Genomic DNA, 19805 nt, shown 5'->3' on the forward strand with positions numbered 1-19805 from the left:
TGATCTCGAACGGGGAAACGCGGATTGTGAACGCGATGGGGCTCACGGCCATCGATCTCGGGCTTCGCGGCGCGGCGAGCGGCGTGTTCCTGATGATCGTTCTCATGGTGCTGCAGCGTCGTGCCACCAATCAGCTGGCCTTGCTGGGCACGGCCATGGCCGCCGGCGGTGCGTTCTATGCGATCGTCACCGCGCCGGTCTTTCCCAAATCGTCATTGTGGTGGACGTTGCCGATCCTGTCCTCGCTGCCCGCCGTCTTCTGGTTGTGGGCGCGCGCGTCGTTCGACGACGATTTCGTGCTCCGGCGACGGCATGGCGTCCTGTGGCTGACCATCTTGGCCGTCGGATTTGCGGTGTCGCTTGGCTGGACGACCTGGCCCAACTTGGCCAGGGGTGGCAGCAAAGTCCTGTCGGCCGTGGCCGTGCTGCTGGCGCTCGCGGCCGCGGTCCAGACGGTCAAGACTTGGCGTGTCGATCTGGTCGCGCGGCGGCGCCGGCTGCGGCTGGCTGTGCTCGCGATCAATGTCGTGTTCATCGGGGTCGTGGCCGGAGCGGGCGTCGCCGCGGTCCCCGTCGCGGTTCCCGGCGAGCCCGGCAGTCTTCCGACCGCGATCAGCCTGTTCGTGTTGGCGATGCTCGCCGGCCTCGGCGTTTTGGACCTGCGGGCGATTGTCACCGTCAATGATGCCGCGGCGGCGATCAGACCCGGCGACACGGCCGGGCGACCGGTGACCGATCGTGCACCCACAGGGCGGGGCACGGCCGATCCCGTTCTGTTGCGGCGCCTCGACCATCTGATGACCGTGGAGCGAATCTACCGGCAGGAAGGTCTTGCGATCGGCGCGCTCGCGGCGCGGCTCGATGTTCCCGAGCACCGACTTCGCCAGGCCATCAACGAAGGGCTGGGTTATCGCAACTTCAACGCGTTCCTCAATCACTATCGCATCGAGGATGCCAAGCTGGCGCTGTCCGATGTGACGCAACGGGAGGTGCCGGTGCTGACCATCGCCATGGATGCAGGCTTCCAGTCGATCGGGCCTTTCAATCGCGCCTTCAAGGCCGAAACCGGCGTAACTCCGACCGAATTCCGGCGCGAGGCGCTGATCCGGCCGCAAACGGCGCCGGATGCCGACCGCCATTTCAAAATCGGCCAGCCGCGCCGAGAAATCGGCTAGCCGATTATGGGATTGGGCAAGAGAGCCCTGACATGATCGGGCAGATTGCCGGAAACAAGCCTTTCACCAGCAAGCCGAGTCCGTCCATGTCCCGATCGACCGCCATCGCCCCCGCATCGGAACGGTTGCACGCGCTCGACGCGGTCAGGGGTTTTGCCCTGCTGCTCGGCATCGTCCTGCACGCAACCCTGTCGTTCGTGCCGGCCCCGACCAGGATCTGGATCATACAGGATACCCATCAAAGCCTGGCCCTGGGCCTGCTGTTCTTCGTCATCCACGTCTTCCGGATGACGACCTTCTTCCTGATGGCGGGTTTCTTCGCTCGCATGAGCTTTCATCGCCGGGGAATCTGGGGCTTCGTCACGGACAGGTTGCAGAGGATCGGACTGCCGCTAGTGGTCGGCTGGCCGATCGTGTTTACGCCGATGGCCCTGGTGGTCATATGGGCCGCGGGCTTTCCGAACGGCGGCCCGATCCCCGGCGCACCTCGCTGGCCGCCGGTGCTGCCGAATTTCCCGCTGACCCATCTCTGGTTTCTCTATGTGCTGCTGGAGCTATATGTCGCCATGCTCCTGCTGCGCGGCGCAATTGTCTGGCTCGATGTATCAGGCACGCTGCGAACGGTTGTCGACCGCCTCTTTGCGCAGATTATGCAAAATCCGCTGGCGCCCCTGGTTCTGGCGATCCCGATCGGCATCGCTTTCTGCCTCGATCAAAGATGGATCAATGTGATGGGCGTGAGGACGCCGGATCAATCGCTCGTCACGAACCTCCAGGCGTGGGTCGGCTTCGGCACTGCCTTCGGCTTCGGTTGGTTGCTGCATCGGCAGACCGATCTACTGCGGATTTTGGAGCGACGCTGGCTGTGGAATCTCTTGCCGGCGCTCGGCCTCATTCTGATCAGTTTCGTGCTTGTCGGGGTGATGATGTCCGTGCCGGGTGCGCCGAAATTGCCGGTTAGTTTCGCCACGCTCAGGCTTGTCTCCGCCATCCTATATGCGCCGGCGATATGGATCTCGACCTTCGCTGTCCTCGGCCTCGCGCTCCGCTTCATGTCCGGCCTCAGCCCGACCCGGCGCTACCTCGCCGATGCCTCCTACTGGCTCTATCTGATCCACACGCCGATCGTGATGGCGCTGCAGGTCGCGCTGTCGCAGCTCGACTGGCCCGGGCCGGTCAAGTTCGCCATCATTCTCGTCGTCGCGATTCTCCCGATGTTGGCGAGCTATCATCTGCTGGTGCGCTTCACCTTCATCGGTGCGCTCCTGAATGGCCGCCGCGCACGGCGCGAAGCGGCGCCTGCCGCCGCGGTCACAGGCCCCGCCGTGCCATAACGCGAAGTGTCGGGTCATTCTCCCGCACGGCGGAATTGCGGCTCCATAGACAGCGCCTCCCCGCTCACTAAGATGAGTGCAACAAGAATAAGCGGGAGAGGCGTCATGAAGTTCGGCATCTTCTATGAGCTGCAGCTGCCACGGCCCTGGGTGGCCGGCGACGAGCTGAAGCTCTACCAGAACGCGCTCTCGCAGATGGAACTTGCCGACAAGCTCGGTTACGACCACGCCTGGGTCGTCGAGCATCACTTCCTCGAAGAGTACTCGCACTCGCCCTCGCCGGAATCATTCCTCGCCGCCGCGAGCCAGCGCACCAAGAACATCAGGCTCGGCCACGGCATCCTCCAGCTCACGACGAACCACCCGGCGCGCGTCGCCGAGCGCGTCGCGGTGCTCGACCTGCTCTCCAACGGCCGCTGCGAATTCGGCATGGGCGAAAGTGCCTCGATCACCGAGCTGACGCCGTTCGGCCGCGACATGGAGACCAAGAAGGAGGTCTTTGAGGAGGCGGTGCAGGCGATCTTCCCGATGTTCAAGGATGCGGGGAGCGAGCACCACGGCAAGTATTTCGACATTCCCTTGCGCAATGTCGTGCCGAAGCCGGTGCAGAAGCCGCACCCGCCGCTGTGGATGGCCTGCTCGCAGCTGCCGACCATCGAGCGCGCCGGCCGCCACGGCTTTGGCGCGCTGGGCTTCCAGTTCGTCAGCGCCGACGCGGCGCACGCCTGGGTGCACGCCTATTACAACGCGATGACCAAGCGATTGCACAAGCTCGCCGACTACGAGATCAACCCGAACATGGCGCTGGTCTCGTTCTTCATGTGCGCCAAGACGGATGAGGAGGCGCGTGCGCGCGCCGACGGCGCCACCTTCTTCCAGTTCGCGCTGCAGTTCTACGGCGCCTCGCAGAACCGCCAGCGTCCCGCGCCCTACACCGTCAACATGTGGGACGAGTACAACAAGTGGAAGCGCGACTATCCGGAAGCGCAGGAGGCGGCGCTGCGCGGCGGCCTGATCGGCTCGCCCGAGACCATCCGCAGGAAGCTGAAGCGCTTCCAGTCGTCGCATATCGACCAGGTCATCCTGCTCAACCAGGCCGGCAAGAACAGCCACGAGCACATCTGCGAATCGCTCGAGCTGTTCGGCCGCGAGGTGATGCCGGAGTTCCAGAACGATCCGGCCCAGGCGGCGTGGAAGCAGGGCGTCATGAGCGGCGAGATCAAGCTGGAAGAGATCGACACCGAGGCGTTTACGGATCGCTACGGCAAGCTCGCGATCAACGTCGCGCCGGCGAAGGCCGCCGCGGGGTAGGGGCGCTGCATCCGGCATGGGCCCCGGCTTAGCAGCGCCATAGCGCGTCGAAGACGCGCGTAAACGCGCTTATGTCACGCTGCGCTGCGTCCGGGGCACGAGACCTTTTCCGCATCGGCCAGCAAGACTCTCGTGTCCCGGACGCGCTGCAACGCGTAGCGTTGCTGCGCAGAGCCGGGACCCAGAAGCGGCATAAGCCGCCGTCTCCGACTTTCGGTCAAACCCGGCTGCTGATATCGTCCGCCAAAAGAACTTTTGCGGAGGAACCAATGCGGCCCCACGGCATGGCCTCAACTCCAGCGGCGAACGACATCGCGCCGGCGGTGCTCGCCATCGGCCGACCTGATTTCCCGAATGTCCTGATCGACACGTTGCGCCGGCAGGCCGGCGTCGGCCATTGCATGGTGTTCGCGCTGACACGCACCGGCGCGGCGAGCTGTCTGCTCGACGCCGGCAACATCCCGATCGGCAGCGATCTCGGCGCGGCCTATGCCGGTCAGTTCCACGAATCCGATCCCAATCGTGATGCGCTGTTCGAAGGCGAGGGGCAGCGCGCCGATCATGCTGCCGTCGTTCGCGCCGCGCATGTATGGCGCGCGCTACCGGAAAATCTTCTTCAACGACTCTGATATCGTCGACAAATATGCGACGGCGATCTGGGTCGGCGACACCTGCTTTTATGTCAATTTCTACCGCATCACCGCCCAGGGCTGCTTTGGCGACGTCGAGCGTGCGCGGCTCCAGGTTATTGCGCCTGCGATCGGCGCCAGCGTTGCGCGTCATTTCCAGCAGGCGGCCACCGCGACGCCCGACCAGAACCTCGCCGCGTTGTTCGCAACGCGCGCGCCCCTCTCCGCACTGACGCCGCGCGAGCAGGACGTCTGCCGCCGCATCCTGCTCGGTTTCAGCTCCGAGGCGATCTCGCAAGCGCTGGGCATCAGCCTGCATTCGACCCTGACCTACCGCAAGCGCGCCTATGAGCGGCTCGGCATCTCCTCGCAGAACGAGTTGTTTGCGATCGTGCTGGGCTTGCTCTCGGGGCCGGGCCACCTGAACTAAAGGGGACTCTAGATCCGCGATATCTGCTTCCGAGAGCAAAGCCGACGCGCAGCCGGCCCTCCGGGGTCGTCGCCTTTTGACCCAAGGCCGACATCCGCGGCGCGAATCCTCTTCAAGGATACTTACGCTTTCCCAAGTCGGATATGGTGTTGACCAGAATCAAGGGGGCAAAGGTGCAATTTCCAATGAGGCAAATCATACTCTCAATAGTCGCTGTTTTGTCGTTCTCATCTGCGCGTGCTGAGATGGTCAAGATACCTTGGCATACTTCAGCGCAGTCCCTGCCTTGGATTCCCGGCAACGAATACATCGACGGCAGGTCGAAAAACTTCATGGATGGCACCGTCGAGGAAAAGGGTAAGGTAAAGGCCGAGGGCGAACTGTCGACGGACATTATACGGCCGCAGGGCGCCAAGGGACCAGACCCCTTCGTGATCATGCTGCACGGCTGCGACGGGTTCGGCCGGGTCGAGAGGAAATGGGGGCGTGACTACGGCGGCAGATTGGTCGGAGCAGGCTATGGTGTTCTCCTGCTCGACAGCTTCGGCAGCCGGGGATTGGGACCCGACGGCGTCTGCTCGGATCCCAGCCAGTTGACTTGGGCGCGGCGCCGGGCTGACGATGCGTATGCGGCGCTGGACTGGCTAATCGGACAGAAGATCGCCGATCCCAAGCGGGTCTACGTCCTTGGCCGCAGCAACGGTGCGACCACGACCTTGATCATCATGAACCGGGCGATCGGCGACCTGCACGAGCACATGTTCGCGGGCGGCTTCGCGATGCAGCCGTCCTGTTATTTGATGAAGAACGTCGAGTTCTACGCCCCGGTCCATCTCTTCCTAGCAGAGAAGGACGAGGCGACCAGCCCCATCCTCTGCGGCCAGATGGCCGAGAGCAAGCGGTCGATTCCCGTGAAGACGGTGCTGTGGAAGGGGGCGAACCACAGCTTCGAAGATCACGAGCCAATCCACGTTTTCCATGGCTACCATGTCGGATACAATGCCGCGGCTGCGGAAGGCACCATCAAGGCAATCATTAGTGCGTTGAACGAGGCCAAGAAAGCGGAAAACTGACCGCGCGGAGTCGCACAGCCTGTAGGTATGCGACGACGGCCGAATGGCGGCGGATAGATGCGGGAAGTCCGCCTGAACGACTTCCGCTCGTGGCCCGAAGCCGCCGTCAATGAAGGAGCGGAGCGCGTTCGCTCCGCCCGGCGATTCAGACCCCGACTCGTTCCGCGATGAGAAGCGCGTCGTCCGCATCGCAACCTCAATATCAAGCGGTACGCCCAATTTTCACGTCGCCGAACAAGAGTTGGGCGTTAACCATCGCCAACGGTTCCCCTCTGAGCGACATCGCTTCGAAGTTTCTTAAATCTTGCCGGGTACCTCTTCCAGGCATGGTGACCTGGGGAAAGACATGAGTAAGCGGGCCAAACGTAAGAAGGCAGAGGCCCTCGCAATACCCATGGCCGCGAGAGTCGCAATTGGCGCCGTGGCCGTCGCCGTCGTGGGGTATAGCTTGCTGTCTAGCCCGGCGGACGTGCAACCGATACGAAAACCGTCAGCACAACAGGCCCAGGCGTCGTCAACTCCGGTTTACGTGTCGACTCCAGTTCGTGCATCAGCGCCAGCTCCGGCTGCGATTCCGGTTCCGGCTCCGATCCCGGCCCCTCTGGTCGAACCACCCAAAGCCGACGCTGGCGTTCCCGGAGCACTTGTCCGGCAGGTGGTTGACTACGCCAGCCGTCAGGCGCCGGGCACCGTGATCATCGATACCGGAAACACATTCCTCTATTTCGTTCTGAACGACAGGCAGGCGATGCGCTACGGCATCGGTGTTGGCCGCGAAGGTTTCACATGGTCCGGTGAGCAGACTGTGGCCCGCAAAGCAGAATGGCCGGATTGGCATCCGCCTGTGGAAATGGTCTCGCGTCAGCCTTATCTGCCGCGGTTCATGGCGGGCGGTCCGGGCAATCCGCTCGGCGCCCGGGCGATGTATCTCGGCGAGACCGAATATCGCATTCACGGCACCAACAATCCCGATACGATCGGGAAGAAGGTTTCGTCCGGCTGTATCCGGCTGACCAATGACGACGTCGCGGACCTTTACGAGCGGGTGAAGATCGGAGCGAAAGTGATCGTGCTTCCGGCAACCGCAGCCCGCAGGCCCTCCCAGGGAGCGCCGGCCGACGCCGCTTTCCGGCTGCCGGACCCGGCATCGCCGTCGAAGCGGCCCCTGGCGGCTAACGCGCAGATGTTGTCATCCGGACCGAAGATCGCCGAAGCTCGGTAAGTCAGTCCTCGGTCCTCGGTCTGCAACCGAGGACAAGGAGGCAATTCAAGTCGTCGCGTTTAAGTCAGTTGCGGGCACTTAACGAACGTTCGCTCATGCGCTTGCCGATGTCCGCCGTCGGGGAATCGCGAATCGACTAAAGCGAGCGGTTTATCGCTTCGATAACTTGGGATAGCATCGTATCATCCCCGCCCTATCGAGGGGTGACGGGTAAGGCCGGCATTTGAATTGGAAGACTTAGGTTTCAAATGCCTCGCTTACGGCCCTCGGAATGTGAGGCATTTCGCAGACAGATCTACGCGCGCATTGTCAACTCCTGAGAGGAGCGAGTCCCGACATGAGACGTCGCGAGTTTGTCACGCAACTAGCCGGTGCGGTGGCGGCTTTGCCAATCGCGGCGCTTGTCCTTGCCCTTGCGAATTCCAAAAGCCTTGCACAGGCAGCCAAGAACGAGCCGAGTACTGAGGCCCTTCGGCTTGAACTCGACAAGGAAAAATGGCGCGACGAACGTGAGATGCGGGTGCGCGAGCTTGCTCTAAAGGAGCGGGAGCTTTCGCTTCGGGAAGGCGAGCAAGTCAGCTCTAAATGGTTCAATCCTCTCTTTGTCGCGATTTGCGCCGCCGCTCTGGCTGCATTGGGAAACCCTCTTGGTCACCTTTTTCAACGGGAGGACCCAGCTAAAGCTTGAGACAAGCAAGGCGGAGTCCACGCGCATTCTTGAAATGATCAAGACCGGCGACACGGAAGCCGCGGCCAAGAACTTGGAATTCTTGCTCGGAGCAGGCTTGGTCGTTGAGAAGGACCAGGCAATCTCTCTTCGAGAATATCTTGATCGTCGGCAGCCGGGCAAAGGTCCGTCGCTACCATCGCCGGGACGATTTGCCTTTGAGGCTACAACTGATCTGACGGCCGACATTCAAACCGAGCTACAGGGAAAACTCGAGGCATACATTGCTTACCTCGACAAGATTGGTTCGCCGCCCGACTTGGTTCAGGCGAAGATCAAGATTGGTGCGGTGCCCGGGCAGTATGCCCGGTACCAAAACAACACGCTCGAAATTGACTCCAGGATCGCCCGCGATGTTTTTGTGGCCTTGCGAGAATATAGCCATCACGCTCTAACGTCCAAAACCAACAATCCATGGACGGGAAACTTCGCCGGGATCGAGTCGGGTCTTGCCGACTACTTTCCAGCAAGCTTCTTGAACAACCCACGGGTAGGTGAAATTTCCGCTGAGATCATCCGCCCGGGTCAGCCATATCTCCGTTGCCTCGACAACAGGCTGAAGTTCAAGACGACAAAGGCTTTGAAAGATGATCCCTGGACTACCGGCGAGATTTGGGGCGGTGCGTTCTGGGAAATGCGCAATCGACTAACTGGGGATGTGATCGATCCGATTCTTATGAAGGCATGGTGGTCTTTGTTGGACCACCCGTCCAAGACCAGCGCGCCAAAGGCGTTTGCAGCGGAGGTGCTTGCCGCCGCAAAGCTGAATCAGCACGACAAGACGATCCAAACGATTCTGCGAAATCGTGGATTTTCGCTTGATCAGGCAGCGTCCGTCCCTGGCCCTTAGACGCGATCGGTAGATGCTTTGCGTGGGCTTCGCGGATGGCGGCTCGATCCCCGGCCGTGAGAAGCTGTACGCGCAGGCCATACAGACCGTCCTTACGGCGGCCCGATTCTTTCCCGATGCTTGGCTGAATCTTTGCCGGCTTGTCCCAATCGCTGGGGACAGACAGACGCCTCCGAAAACGGTAACTTGAGGGATCGAGGAAATTACAAGGGAGCAACGCTTGAGCACCGCGCCGCGCATCGACATCGACCCTGCCGCATTCTGGGCCGACCCCTATCCGATGCTCGCAAAAATGCGCAAGGAAGCGCCGATCGCCTTCGTGCCGCAGCTCGGCTCGACGCTGCTTGCGAGCCGCGACGACATCTCGATCTCCGAGAAGCAGATCGACGTGTTCTCCTCGCACCAGCCCGCCGGCCTGATGAACCGGCTGATGGGCCACAACATGATGCGCAAGGACGGCGAGGCGCATCAAATCGAGCGGCGCGCGATGTTTCCGACGGTGTCGCCGAGGACGGTGAAGGCACACTGGACCGCGCTGTTCCAGGCCCATGCCGACCGCATCATCGGTGCGATCGAGCCGGGGCGGATCGATTTCATGCGCGACTTCGCGCTGCCGTTTTCCGGCGAATGCCTGAAGTCGATCACCGGCCTCACCAATATCGGCTTCCAGGACATGGATTCGTGGTCGCAAGGCATGATCGAGGGCATCGCGAACTATGGCGGCGATCCCGCGGTCGAGGCGCGCTGTCATGCCGCGACATCAGGGATTGATGCTGCGATCGACGACATTCTGCCTTTGATGCGCAAGCATCCCGATCAAAGTATCCTCGGCGTACTCCTCGCTGCGGGCATGCCGATGGAGAGCGTGCGCGCAAATGTAAAACTCGCGATCTCTGGCGGCCAGAACGAGCCGCGCAAGGCGATCGCCGGCACGGTGTGGGCGCTGCTGAGCCATCCTGAGCAACTCGATCTCGTGCGCAAGGGTGAGGTGACCTGGCTCGAGGCGTTCGAGGAATATGCCCGCTGGATTTCGCCGATCGGCATGTCGCCGCGGCGCATCGCAAAACCGTGGAGCATCCGTGACGTCTCTTTCGAGCTGGATGAGCGCGTGTTCCTGATGTTCGGCTCCGCCAATCGCGACGAGAAGCATTTTGAGCGCGCCGACCAGTTCGACGTGCGGCGCGACACCTCCAAGAGCGTCGCCTTCGGCGCCGGCCCGCATTTCTGCGCCGGCGCCTGGGCCTCGCGTGCGATGATTGCCGACGTCGCGCTGCCGACGGTGTTCGCGAGGGCGAGTCGTCTCGAACTTGCCGACCATGAGCCAGTGCGGATCGGCGGCTGGGCGTTTCGCGGCCTGCAGAACCTGCCGGTGAGGTGGGTGCACTGACCAGACGACGGTCGCCGTGACGGCGAACTCGTGTCGTCGGACGATTGAACCGCATCGTTCCCCGGCGACACATATGGCGTCATGTCCATCCAGTTCTGGCCCAAGCCGTGGCTTGAATCGTCTCTGGCTGCCGCATCGGCGCTGATCGCGTTGCTGGTCGTCGTACCGGCGCGCGCCGCCGGACCGTCCTCCATTTCCGGCTGCTGGACGCAGACCTCGCTTGTGCCTTACGCCCAGACGCCGCCCGGCAAGGAGTGGGGTTCGCGGACCTGGTGCTTCAGGCCAGATGGGACGATGACCAGTGTCCACATCGCATGCGGCCGCGGCGGTTGCGACGGTTGGGATCGGGACGGACGTTACCGCTGGCGACGGCCGAACGTGTGGATCTCCGACGTCGATACGTCAGACGACGGCAAACATCAGACAATGGTGTGGCGTCGATGTCGCGTCAGTTTCCGCGCCAGGGATCGCATGGTGCTCGAGAATTGCTATTTCTCGTCCGATCCCTGGGTGCGCGACCACTGACCGCGCCTTGTCGGAGGCCCCGATCCACACACTGCCATGATGCCATCATGCTCCTGTTTTGCCCGACGTGTCAAACGAATTTCGGATAATACGTAAGTCATTGATCGGACTATTGTCGGCTACTGCGCATGGGGTTGTTTTCGACATTTCATGTTCTGGTGCTGGGAGCGTCGACCAGATTCCCGCGGCTCTCACATTCGCGTGCGGAAAAGAATCCCTCTGCATGAGCGCGCCCGCTTGAAAGATTAATCATGCGCTTCGCCACACGCGCAGTGCTCGCATCGCTATTTTCCCTGGCGTCTCGACACCTCCGCTGACCCGCACCATCATTCCTGCAACGCAAGGGAATGACGGCCGCAGGCGGCCGGGAGTGTGGAATGCAACGTCGTGACTTTCTCAAGCTCTCCGTTGGAACTGCGGCCGCCGCTGCATTTGCCTCCCGAGCGAACGCGCAGGGCGCGGTGAAGGAAATTCGTATCGGCTACCAGAAGACCGGCGTGCTGGTTATCACGCGCCAGCAGGCTTCCTTGGAAAAGCATTTCAATCCGCAAGGCATCGACGTGAAATGGGTCGAGTTCTCCTCGGGCCCGCCGATGATGGAGGCGATGAACGTCGGTAGTGTCGACTTCGGTTCGGTCGGCGATTCCCCGCCGGTGTTCGCCCAGGCCGCCGGAGCGGCGATCGTCTATGCCGCGGGCCAGCCCATCACCAACGGCCAGGGCATCCTGGTGCCGAAGGATTCGCCGATCCGCTCGATCGCCAATCTGAAGGGCAAGCGTATCGGTTTCACCAAGGGGTCCAGCGCCCACAATGTCGTGGTGCAGACGCTGGAGAAGGCCGGTCTCACCTATGCCGACATCACCCCGGTCTATCTGACGCCGCCCGATGCCGGTCCCGCCTTCGCCAATGGCAGCATCGAGGCCTGGGCGATATGGGATCCCTATTTCGCGATCGGTGAGACCAAGCAGGGCGGCCGCATCCTGATCAATGCACGCGAAGTCACCAAGACCAATTCCTTCTACATCGCCAACCGTGAGTTCGCGAAGAACCACGGCTCCATCCTGCAACAGATCGTCGATGTGACGACCGCGACCGGCAAATGGGCCGAACAGCACCGCGGTGAGGTCGCCAAATCGCTCGCCGCAGTCACCGGCGTCCCCTTGGACATCCAGACCGTCGCGGCCGACCGGGCGAACTTCGTGGTCGGCCCCGTCACCGACGACATCGTCGTGACCCAGCAGGGCGTCGCCGACCGCTTCTACAAGCTCGGCCTGATCCCGAAGCCGATCGTCGTTCGCGACATCGTCTGGCGCAGCGCGGCGACCTGATCGTGCCGACCAATCTCCCCATATCAAAAGGTCTGAACATGAGGCGCATCGTTCAACGTCTGATCGCCGCCATCGTGCTGTCGATCGGCATCGTCGCCGCCGCGGTCGGCACCTCCTACGGCCAGGACAGCCAAGCCAAGGTGGTCCGCATCGGCTACCAGAAATACGGCAAGCTGGTGCTGCTCAAGAGCAAGGGCACGCTGGAGCCGAAGCTCGCCGCCGACGGCTACAAGGTGGTGTGGACCGAATTCCCGTCCGGCCCGCCGCTGCTCGAAGCGCTCAATGTCGGCGCGATTGATTTCGGCAACACCGGTGAGGCCCCGCCGATCTTCGCGCAGGCCGCGGGCGCGCCGATCCAGTATGTCGCCTACGAGCCGCCGGCGCCGAAGGGCGAGGCGATCCTGGTGCCGAAGGACAGCCCGCTGAAATCGGTCGCCGATCTCAAGGGCAAGAAGGTCGCGCTCAACAAGGGCTCCAACGTCCACTATCTCCTGGTCAAGGCGCTGGAGAAGGCGGGCGTCAAATATTCCGAGATCGAGCCGGTGTTCCTGGCGCCGGCCGATGCGCGCGCCGCCTTCGAGCGCGGCGCGGTCGATGCCTGGGTGATCTGGGATCCGTTCCAGGCCGCCGCGGAAGCCGCCACCGGCGCGCGCACGCTCGCCGACGGCACCGGCATCGTCGCCAACTACCAGTTCTATTTCGCCTCGAAGAAATTCTTCGACACCAACCCGAAGATCGTCGACGCCGTGCTTGCTGAGCTGAGTTCGGTCGACGATTGGGCCGAGGGCGACATCCACGCGGTTGCCGAGCAGCTCGCGCCGGCGATCGGCCTGTCTGTCCCGGTGGTCGAGGTGGCGCTGAAGCGGCAGGCCTACGGCATCAGGCCGATCACCGATGCCGTCATCGCCGATCAGCAGCAGGTTGCGGATGCGTTCTTCGCGCTCAACCTGATCCCCAAATCCATCAAGATTTCCGACGTGGCCCGGAAACCAGGATCGTGAGCAAGCACATGAGTAAGCAGTCCAACACCAACATCCTCTGGTTCCTGCCGACCCACGGCGACGGCCGCTATCTCGGCACCGGCATCGGCGGCCGTGAGGTCAACTTCAACTATCTGCGCCAGATCGCGCAGGCCGCCGACCAGCTCGGTTATTACGGCGTGCTGTTGCCGACCGGGCGATCTTGCGAGGATTCCTGGATCGTGGCCTCCTCGGTTGCGCCGTTCACCGAGCGGCTGCGCTACCTCGTGGCTGTCCGCCCCGGCCTGCAATCGCCGAGCGTGGCGGCGCGCATGACCGCGACGCTCGACCGCGTCACCAATGGCCGGCTCCTTGTCAATGTCGTGACCGGCGGCGATCCCGTCGAGAACAAGGGCGACGGCATTTTCCTCGGCCATGACGAGCGCTACGAGGTCACCCGCGAGTTCCTCAGTGTCTATAGCGACCTGCTCGCCGGCAGGACCGTCAATGTCGAGGGCAAGCACATCCATGTCGAGGGTGGCAAGCTGCTGTTTCCGCCGGTGCAGTCGCCGCGGCCGCCGCTCTATTTCGGCGGTTCGTCCGATGCCGGCATCGACGTCGCCGTCGACGCCGTCGACAAATATCTCACCTGGGGTGAGCCGCCGGCTCTGGTTGCCGAGAAGATCGCGAAGGTGAGGGAGGTCGCAGCTGCGCGCGGCCGCAAGCTCTCCTTCGGCATTCGTCTTCACGTGATCGTTCGCGAGACCAACGAAGAGGCCTGGCGCGCCGCGAACGAGCTGATCAGGCATGTCAGCGACGACACCATCGCGCTGGCGCAGAAGAACTTTGCCCGCATGGACTCCGTCGGCCAGCAGCGCATGGCGCAGCTCCATGGCGGCAAGCGCGACAAGCTCGAGATCGCCCCGAACCTGTGGGCCGGTGTCGGTCTCGTGCGCGGTGGCGCCGGCACGGCGCTGGTCGGCGACGCCCAGACGGTGGCGGCCCGCATCAGGGAGTATCAGGACATCGGCATCGATACCTTCATCATGTCGGGCTACCCGCATCTGGAGGAGGCGTATCGCTTTGCCGAGCTAGTATTCCCGCTGCTCTCGCTGGAGCAGCCGAGCAACGTGACCAAACTGCACTTCAATGGCGGTCCTTTTGGCGAAACGGTCGGCAGCGATTACCGTCCGCAGCAGCGAGTGTCCGAGTCATGAGCCTGATTGACAGCGTTTCACTTCCGCGCAGCTTCCGCCTGCCGCGGGTTGACGGCCTGATCCAGTGGATCGTGCCGCTCGCCATCATCGCGGTCTGGCAGGTCGCGAGCGTCACCGGCTTCGTGCCGGTGCGCGTGCTGCCGGCGCCGAGCGACGTCGTGCTCGCGGGCTGGAAGCTGCTGCTCTCCGGCGAGCTCGTCCGCAACATCTGGGTGTCGTTCTGGCGTGCCTCGATCGGCTTCCTGATCGGTGGCGGCATCGGTTTCGCGTTCGGTCTCGCCAACGGCCTGTCGCAGCTCTCGGCCAAGCTCACCGACACCACGTTGCAGATGGTGCGCAACGTGCCGCATCTGGCGCTGATCCCGCTGGTCATTCTGTGGTTCGGCATCGACGAGAGCGCAAAGCTGTTCCTGGTAGCACTCGGGGTGTTCTTCCCGATCTACCTCAACACGCTGCACGGCATCCGCACCGTCGATCCGCAGCTGATCGAGATGGGCCGCATCTACGGCATGACCGACAGCGAGCTGTTCCGCCGGGTGATCTTCCCGGGCGCGCTGCCTTCGATCTTCGTCGGCATCCGCTTTGCGCTCGGCATCATGTGGCTCACCCTGATCGTCGCCGAGACCATCGCGGCCTCCTCGGGCCTCGGTTACATGGCGATGCAGGCGCGCGAGTTCATGCTGATCGACGTCGTCGTGCTCTCGATCCTGATTTACGCTCTGCTCGGCAAGCTCGCCGACAGCGCCTCCCGTGTGCTGGAGCGCCTGACGCTCTCCTGGCACCCCGCCTTCCAGAAACGCTGAGAGTGACATGCAGACAGCTCTTCGTACGGCCCTTCCCGAAACCGAGCTCGCCAGCCGCGCCAATTTCGTGCCGCAGGCACGCGTCGTGCGCGAGGAGCGCCCGGCGCAGACGACAGGCCTGCCGCTCAGCATCCGTGGCTTGCGCAAATCCTACGGCGACAACGAGGTGCTGCGCGGCATCGACCTGCACATTCCCGCCGGCCAGTTCGTCGCCATCGTCGGCAAGAGCGGTTGCGGCAAGAGCACGCTCTTGCGGCTGATCGCCGGCCTGGAAAAGTTCGAGGCCGGCAGCATCAGCTTCGGCCAGGATGTCCAGCCCGAGGACATCCGCGTGATGTTCCAGGAGCCGCGGCTGCTGCCCTGGGCGAGGGTGCTCTCCAATGTCGAGGTCGGTCTCGGCCGTAATCGCTCATCCAGTGATGCGCATGCGCGCGCCGAGAAGGCGCTGACCGAGGTTGGGCTGACCGACAAGCGTGATCAGTGGCCGTCGGTGCTGTCGGGCGGCCAGAAGCAGCGCGTTGCGCTCGCCCGTGCGCTGGTCTCCCATCCGCGTGTGCTCGCCTTCGACGAGCCGCTCGGCGCGCTGGACGCGCTGACCCGCATCTCGATGCAGCGGCTGCTGGAGCGGGTCTGGCGCGACCAGGGCTTTACCGCGATCCTGGTGACCCACGACGTCGCCGAGGCCGTCGCGCTGGCCGACCGGGTCCTGGTGATCGACGAGGGCCGGATTGCCCACGATGTTACGGTTAACACCGCCCGGCCGCGCGAACGCGGCTCCGCCGAGCTCGCAAGCCTCGAAGGCTCGATCCTGAGCCATCTTTTGTCGGCGGACGATCGTACCTAGATACAGGGGAACCCCGCTTCGGGGACCATGCCATGAATGTAGTGCCTCGCGATCTCATGACTGAAACTGCCGTCTCGTCCGCCGATTTCCGCGGCGCCATGCGCCACCTCACCGGCGGCGTCAGCGTCATCACCGCCGGGCGGGGCAAGGACATTACCGGCATGACGGTGACCTCGGTGACCTCGCTGGCGGTCGATCCGCCGACGCTGCTGGTCAGCATCAACCGCGATGCCTCGTCCTTCCCGCTGATCCGCCGCTACGGCGCCTTCGGCGTCAACATCCTCGCGGCTGACCAGCTGGACGTCGCCGAGCGTTTTGCCGGCAAGGGCGGGCTGAAGGGGGCCGATCGCTTTGCGGGCAGCCAGTGGGTCACCGCGGTCTCGGGCGTTCCGCTGCTGGTCGGTGCATTGTCCGCGGTCGATTGCGAGGTCGAGGAGATCGTCGAGCGCCACTCGCATGGCATCGTCATCGGCCGCGTCAGCAGCGTCAGGAATTCGACCCGCAATGCTGCACTGGCCTATTGGCACGGCCAGTACGTGGCGGTCGACCAGGACGAAGACGCGGCGAGGCTCGCCGAGGTCAGCGTTCCCGCCCGCGGCCTGCGCGGCGTTTGATCGCTGCGCTAGGGTGGGCCGCAGGCTGGCCTTTTCCCCGTCATCGCTCTAGAAGCGCCCTGAGCCGCCCCGTCCGGGACGGCCATGGAGCGGAACAATGAAGCGCGTCGCCACCTGGGCCTTCTACGCCATCGGCGCGCTCGCGATCGGCTACCTCGCGCTCTACGCCTATGCGATGTTCAGCGGCCAGCCGATCGTGCCGGGCGACCCCATCCACATCTTCCGCAAGCCGGACGCGCCGAGTTATTCGTGACGGCTCTCTCGACTCGTCATTGCCGGGCTTGACCCGGCCATCCACGTGCAACCACGAATGACGAGTCTCGTAGGGTGGGCAAAGGCGCTCTTGCGCCGTGCCCACCATCTATCCGCGACGACCGAATTGGTGGGCACGCTTCGCTTTGCCCACCCTACGACAGCTTCGCTCACCCCCGCAAAATCGCCAGCGCCAGCGCCTGGGCGCGCGGCACGATGCTGTCGAGCTCGAGATATTCCTCCGGCGTGTGCGCGAGCCCGCCGACCGGCCCGAGGCCGCAGATGGTCGGCGTGCCGACTGCGGCGGTGAAGCCGGAATCGGCGCAGCCGCCTGAAAACTCGCCCTGGAGCGTGGCGAGGCCGACCTGCTTTGCGGCCGCTTGATAGCATTCGAACAGCGCCTTCGACTCCGCGCTCTGCACCACCGGCACGAACTCGCCCTTCACCGTGAGCGTCGCGCTGGTACCCGGAACGTAGGACGTCGCGATGATGGTCTCGATCGCCGCCATGATCCTCGCACGATCCGCCGGATCGACGTAGCGCAGGTCGATCTGGCCCTCGGCTGAGGGCGCCGTGGTGTTCACGGACTGCCCGCCCGAGACGAGACCGACATTCAGCGTGATGCCCTTGTCGAGATCAGTCAGCGCGTGGATATGGACGATCTTGTGCGCGAGCTCGCCGATCGCACTGATGCCCGCGGCGAAATTGGCACCGGAATGCGCGGCTTTGCCGGTGATGGCAAAGTGCATGAAGATGCCGCCCTTGCGGCCGGTGACGATGTTGCCGGTCGGCCGCCCCGGTTCGGAATTGAACACGGCGCGTGCGGCGCGTCCCTCGCGCTCGATCACCGGGCGCGAAGAGGGCGAGCCGATCTCCTCGTCCGAGGTGATCAGTACCTTGATCGGATGCGGGCTGCCGCCGAACTTGTGGAAGGCGGTCGCCACAAAGATGTTCATCACGACGCCGGACTTCATGTCGGCAACGCCGGGTCCATAGGCGCGTTTGCCCTCGATCGTGAACGGACGCCGCCCGGCCTCGCCCTTGCCGAACACGGTGTCGCGGTGGCCCATCAACAGCACCGGCTTCTCGTTGCTGCCGGGTTTGGCGACATCGGCATGGATCGCATCGCCGAAGGTGGCGTTGCTCTCGCGCCGGAACGGAATGCCGTGCTCGGCAAAATGCCGCTCGAACCGCGCACCGACCGCATCGACGCCTTCCTTGTCGTAGGATCCGGAATCGATGTTCACGACATCGCGCAGCAGATCGATCATCGCCTGCCGCTGCGACGCCAGCCAGTCCGTGATTTGAGCTTCCGACATGTGTATCCTCGCGTGGTTCTAGGGCTGTGCTTATAGGGCCTCGCGTAGGCGCGACCTAGTCGCCGGATGCGGTGCGGCCATGTGATAGGTCCCGTAACCCGGATGGAGCGAAGCGAAATCCGGGAATCCCGATCGCGGAGCTAACCCCGGATTGCGCTTCGCTCCATCCGGGCTACGAGATCTCTTACCGTCATCCTGAGGTGCCCGCGAAGCGGGCCTCGAAGGACGACGGCCCGGCTGTGGCCGTGCATCCTTCGAGGCTCCCCATGGGACGCGTTGCGTCCCATGCCTCGCACCTCAGGATGACGGAGTTAGCGTACGTCGCAAATGAAAATGCCCGGGGCTGGCCCGGGCATCTTCGTTCTCAACCAGCGTGGAGACCTACGCCCCCACCATCGGCATCCGCGGATATTCGCCCGGCGTTCCCGCCGGCGTGATCGGGATGCCGCCGTCGGAATATTCGTTGAGCTTGTTGCGCAGCGTGCGGATCGAGATGCCGAGGATGTTGGCGGCATGGGTCCGGTTGCCGAGGCAGTGCTTCAGCGTCTCCAGGATCAGGTCGCGCTCGACGTCGGCGACGGTGCGCCCCACCAGCGCCCTCGTCACCTGCTCGGCGGCCATGGTCGCATGCGCCACGGCCGGGGCGGTCTTGGCGAGGTCGAGGCGGTCGCCGTCGGGTGTGAGGATCGCGTCGGGGCCGATCTCGTCGCCCTGCGCCATCAGCACCGAGCGGTGCATGGTGTTTTCGAGCTCGCGGACGTTGCCCTGCCAGCGGTTGGTGGAGAGCACGCGGCGCGCGTCCGCGGAGATCGGGCGCACCGGCACGCCGTTGGCTTCGGCATATTTCTTCACGAAATGCTGGGCGAGCTCGAGGATGTCGAGGGGACGCTCGCGCAGCGGCGGGATCTTCAGATTGACGACGTTGAGGCGGAACAGCAGATCCTCGCGGAACGTGCCTTCGCGCACGGCTTCCGCCAGGTTGCGGTTCGAGGTCGCGATGATGCGGATGTCCACCGGCACCGGCTTGGTGCCGCCGACGCGGTCGATCACGCGCTCCTGGATCGCGCGCAGCAGCTTCGATTGCAGGCGGACGTCCATCTCCGAGATTTCGTCGAGCAGCAGCGTGCCGCCGGTCGCTTCCTCGAACTTGCCGATGCGGCGCGCGATCGCGCCGGTGAAGGCACCCTTCTCGTGGCCGAACAGTTCGGATTCCAGCAGATGCTCGGGGATCGCGGCGCAGTTGATCGAGATGAACGGCCGCTTGGCGCGGGCCGAGCGGGTGTGGACGTAGCGGGCCAGCACTTCCTTGCCGGTGCCGGATTCGCCGGTGACCATCACCGAGGCGTCGGAGCCCGCGATCTGCTGGGCGAGCTTGATCACCTTGGCCATCGCCTCGTCGCGATAGACCAGCTCGCGGGAATCGTTGGCGACGGCGGCCAGCACCGCGGCGATCAGCTCTGGATCCGGCGGCAGCGGGATGTATTCCTTGGCGCCGGCGTGGATCGCGGCGACCGCGGCGCGGGCGTCGTTGGTGATGCCGCAGGCGACGATCGGCGCGTGGATGTGCTCGGCCTCGAGCCGCATCACGAGGTCACGGATGTCGAGGGCGACGTCGACCAGCAGGAGGTCAGCGCCCTTGCCGTCGCGCAGCACGCGCATCGCCTGCTCGTGATCCTCGGCGTGGGTCACGGTGGCGCCGTTCTCCATCGCGATCTTGGTGGCGGTGGTGAGCTGGCCCTTCAATGTGCCAACGATGAGAAGCCGCATGTCAGTCTCCTGTCCGTCTGGTCGCGCTGCCGCGCGTCA

Annotated in this window: 18 protein-coding genes and 1 pseudogene; 17 read left to right on the forward strand and 2 right to left on the reverse strand. The window is 63.8% G+C overall.

Annotated features, from left to right (window positions below):
• The first annotated feature begins 35 nt into the window (after positions 1-35).
• The 17 genes and pseudogenes from ACVJ5M_RS10160 (at position 36) to ACVJ5M_RS10240 (ending at position 16681) form a co-directional block, all read left to right on the forward strand.
• On the forward strand, positions 36-1175 hold the full coding sequence (locus tag ACVJ5M_RS10160; protein WP_187387925.1) for an AraC family transcriptional regulator: 1140 nt from the start codon (positions 36-38) through the stop codon (positions 1173-1175).
• Between the two features lie 86 nt (positions 1176-1261).
• The gene (locus tag ACVJ5M_RS10165) at positions 1262-2509 is read left to right on the forward strand and encodes an acyltransferase family protein (RefSeq protein WP_283017545.1); all 1248 of its coding nucleotides are present in this window, start codon (positions 1262-1264) and stop codon (positions 2507-2509) included.
• Positions 2510-2614: 105 nt separating this feature from the next.
• A complete protein-coding gene (locus ACVJ5M_RS10170; protein WP_354099863.1) occupies positions 2615-3820 on the forward strand; it encodes an LLM class flavin-dependent oxidoreductase in 1206 nt (401 codons plus the stop codon).
• 269 nt (positions 3821-4089) lie between these two features.
• Positions 4090-4879 (forward strand): annotated as a pseudogene (locus ACVJ5M_RS10175) (helix-turn-helix transcriptional regulator).
• A 149-nt stretch (positions 4880-5028) separates the two neighbouring features.
• On the forward strand, positions 5029-5952 hold the full coding sequence (locus tag ACVJ5M_RS10180; protein ID WP_354098294.1) for a dienelactone hydrolase family protein: 924 nt from the start codon (positions 5029-5031) through the stop codon (positions 5950-5952).
• Between the two features lie 346 nt (positions 5953-6298).
• On the forward strand, positions 6299-7174 hold the full coding sequence (locus tag ACVJ5M_RS10185) for a L,D-transpeptidase (RefSeq protein WP_063981191.1): 876 nt from the start codon (positions 6299-6301) through the stop codon (positions 7172-7174).
• A gap of 337 nt (positions 7175-7511) precedes the next feature.
• Positions 7512-7862 carry a hypothetical protein gene (locus ACVJ5M_RS10190; protein WP_354099864.1) on the forward strand — a complete coding sequence of 117 codons (351 nt, stop codon included), beginning with the start codon at positions 7512-7514 and terminating at the stop codon, positions 7860-7862.
• Complete coding sequence (locus tag ACVJ5M_RS10195; RefSeq protein WP_354099865.1) at positions 7822-8751, forward strand: hypothetical protein; 930 nt, start codon at positions 7822-7824, stop codon at positions 8749-8751. The genes ACVJ5M_RS10190 and ACVJ5M_RS10195 overlap by 41 nt, the downstream gene beginning before the upstream one ends.
• A 220-nt stretch (positions 8752-8971) precedes the next feature.
• Entirely contained in the window at positions 8972-10138 is a 1167-nt protein-coding gene (locus ACVJ5M_RS10200) for a cytochrome P450 (RefSeq protein ID WP_063981193.1), read from the forward strand.
• 81 nt (positions 10139-10219) lie between these two features.
• Positions 10220-10663: a hypothetical protein gene (locus tag ACVJ5M_RS10205; RefSeq protein WP_283017543.1), complete on the forward strand. Its 444-nt coding sequence runs from the start codon at positions 10220-10222 to the stop codon at positions 10661-10663.
• A 377-nt stretch (positions 10664-11040) separates the two neighbouring features.
• The gene (locus ACVJ5M_RS10210; protein ID WP_063981194.1) at positions 11041-11991 is read left to right on the forward strand and encodes a sulfonate ABC transporter substrate-binding protein; all 951 of its coding nucleotides are present in this window, start codon (positions 11041-11043) and stop codon (positions 11989-11991) included.
• Between the two features lie 38 nt (positions 11992-12029).
• Complete coding sequence (locus ACVJ5M_RS10215; RefSeq protein WP_063981195.1) at positions 12030-12992, forward strand: sulfonate ABC transporter substrate-binding protein; 963 nt, start codon at positions 12030-12032, stop codon at positions 12990-12992.
• Positions 12993-13000: 8 nt separating this feature from the next.
• A complete protein-coding gene (ssuD, locus tag ACVJ5M_RS10220) occupies positions 13001-14167 on the forward strand; it encodes an FMNH2-dependent alkanesulfonate monooxygenase (protein WP_063986101.1) in 1167 nt (388 codons plus the stop codon).
• On the forward strand, positions 14164-14970 hold the full coding sequence (gene ssuC, locus ACVJ5M_RS10225) for an aliphatic sulfonate ABC transporter permease SsuC (RefSeq protein WP_063981196.1): 807 nt from the start codon (positions 14164-14166) through the stop codon (positions 14968-14970). Before ssuD ends, ssuC begins: the two co-directional genes overlap by 4 nt.
• Before the next feature lie 7 nt (positions 14971-14977).
• Positions 14978-15814, forward strand: a complete 837-nt coding sequence (locus ACVJ5M_RS10230; RefSeq protein ID WP_063981197.1) for an ATP-binding cassette domain-containing protein — start codon at positions 14978-14980, stop codon at positions 15812-15814.
• 32 nt (positions 15815-15846) lie between these two features.
• Positions 15847-16428, forward strand: a complete 582-nt coding sequence (locus ACVJ5M_RS10235) for a flavin reductase family protein (protein WP_063981198.1) — start codon at positions 15847-15849, stop codon at positions 16426-16428.
• A 97-nt stretch (positions 16429-16525) separates the two neighbouring features.
• On the forward strand, positions 16526-16681 hold the full coding sequence (locus ACVJ5M_RS10240) for a hypothetical protein (RefSeq protein WP_028160973.1): 156 nt from the start codon (positions 16526-16528) through the stop codon (positions 16679-16681).
• Positions 16682-16850: 169 nt separating this feature from the next.
• On the opposite strand, the gene ACVJ5M_RS10245 is transcribed toward ACVJ5M_RS10240, so the two are convergent.
• Together ACVJ5M_RS10245 and flbD are read right to left on the reverse strand one after the other, a co-directional pair.
• Complete coding sequence (locus ACVJ5M_RS10245) at positions 16851-17999, reverse strand: M20 family metallopeptidase (protein ID WP_063981199.1); 1149 nt, start codon at positions 17997-17999, stop codon at positions 16851-16853.
• Between the two features lie 381 nt (positions 18000-18380).
• Positions 18381-19766 carry a sigma-54-dependent transcriptional regulator FlbD gene (gene flbD / locus ACVJ5M_RS10250; RefSeq protein ID WP_456679281.1) on the reverse strand — a complete coding sequence of 462 codons (1386 nt, stop codon included), beginning with the start codon at positions 19764-19766 and terminating at the stop codon, positions 18381-18383.
• Positions 19767-19805 lie beyond the last annotated feature (39 nt).

Source organism: Bradyrhizobium sp. S3.7.6, assembly GCF_054061875.1.

Bases quoted from the DNA above. Each gene is read 5' to 3' on its own strand.
- ACVJ5M_RS10160 (WP_187387925.1), top strand. From the start codon at position 36: ATGGGGCTCACGGCCATCGATCTCGGGCTTCGCGGCGCGGCGAGCGGC.
- ACVJ5M_RS10165 (WP_283017545.1), top strand. From the start codon at position 1,262: ATGTCCCGATCGACCGCCATCGCCCCCGCATCGGAACGGTTGCACGCG.
- ACVJ5M_RS10170 (WP_354099863.1), top strand. From the start codon at position 2,615: ATGAAGTTCGGCATCTTCTATGAGCTGCAGCTGCCACGGCCCTGGGTG.
- ACVJ5M_RS10185 (WP_063981191.1), top strand. From the start codon at position 6,299: ATGAGTAAGCGGGCCAAACGTAAGAAGGCAGAGGCCCTCGCAATACCC.
- ACVJ5M_RS10190 (WP_354099864.1), top strand. From the start codon at position 7,512: ATGAGACGTCGCGAGTTTGTCACGCAACTAGCCGGTGCGGTGGCGGCT.
- ACVJ5M_RS10205 (WP_283017543.1), top strand. From the start codon at position 10,220: ATGTCCATCCAGTTCTGGCCCAAGCCGTGGCTTGAATCGTCTCTGGCT.
- ACVJ5M_RS10210 (WP_063981194.1), top strand. From the start codon at position 11,041: ATGCAACGTCGTGACTTTCTCAAGCTCTCCGTTGGAACTGCGGCCGCC.
- ACVJ5M_RS10215 (WP_063981195.1), top strand. From the start codon at position 12,030: ATGAGGCGCATCGTTCAACGTCTGATCGCCGCCATCGTGCTGTCGATC.
- ssuD (WP_063986101.1), top strand. From the start codon at position 13,001: ATGAGTAAGCAGTCCAACACCAACATCCTCTGGTTCCTGCCGACCCAC.
- ssuC (WP_063981196.1), top strand. From the start codon at position 14,164: ATGAGCCTGATTGACAGCGTTTCACTTCCGCGCAGCTTCCGCCTGCCG.
- ACVJ5M_RS10230 (WP_063981197.1), top strand. From the start codon at position 14,978: ATGCAGACAGCTCTTCGTACGGCCCTTCCCGAAACCGAGCTCGCCAGC.
- ACVJ5M_RS10235 (WP_063981198.1), top strand. From the start codon at position 15,847: ATGAATGTAGTGCCTCGCGATCTCATGACTGAAACTGCCGTCTCGTCC.
- ACVJ5M_RS10240 (WP_028160973.1), top strand. From the start codon at position 16,526: ATGAAGCGCGTCGCCACCTGGGCCTTCTACGCCATCGGCGCGCTCGCG.
- ACVJ5M_RS10245 (WP_063981199.1), bottom strand. From the start codon at position 17,999: ATGTCGGAAGCTCAAATCACGGACTGGCTGGCGTCGCAGCGGCAGGCG.
- flbD (WP_456679281.1), bottom strand. From the start codon at position 19,766: ATGCGGCTTCTCATCGTTGGCACATTGAAGGGCCAGCTCACCACCGCC.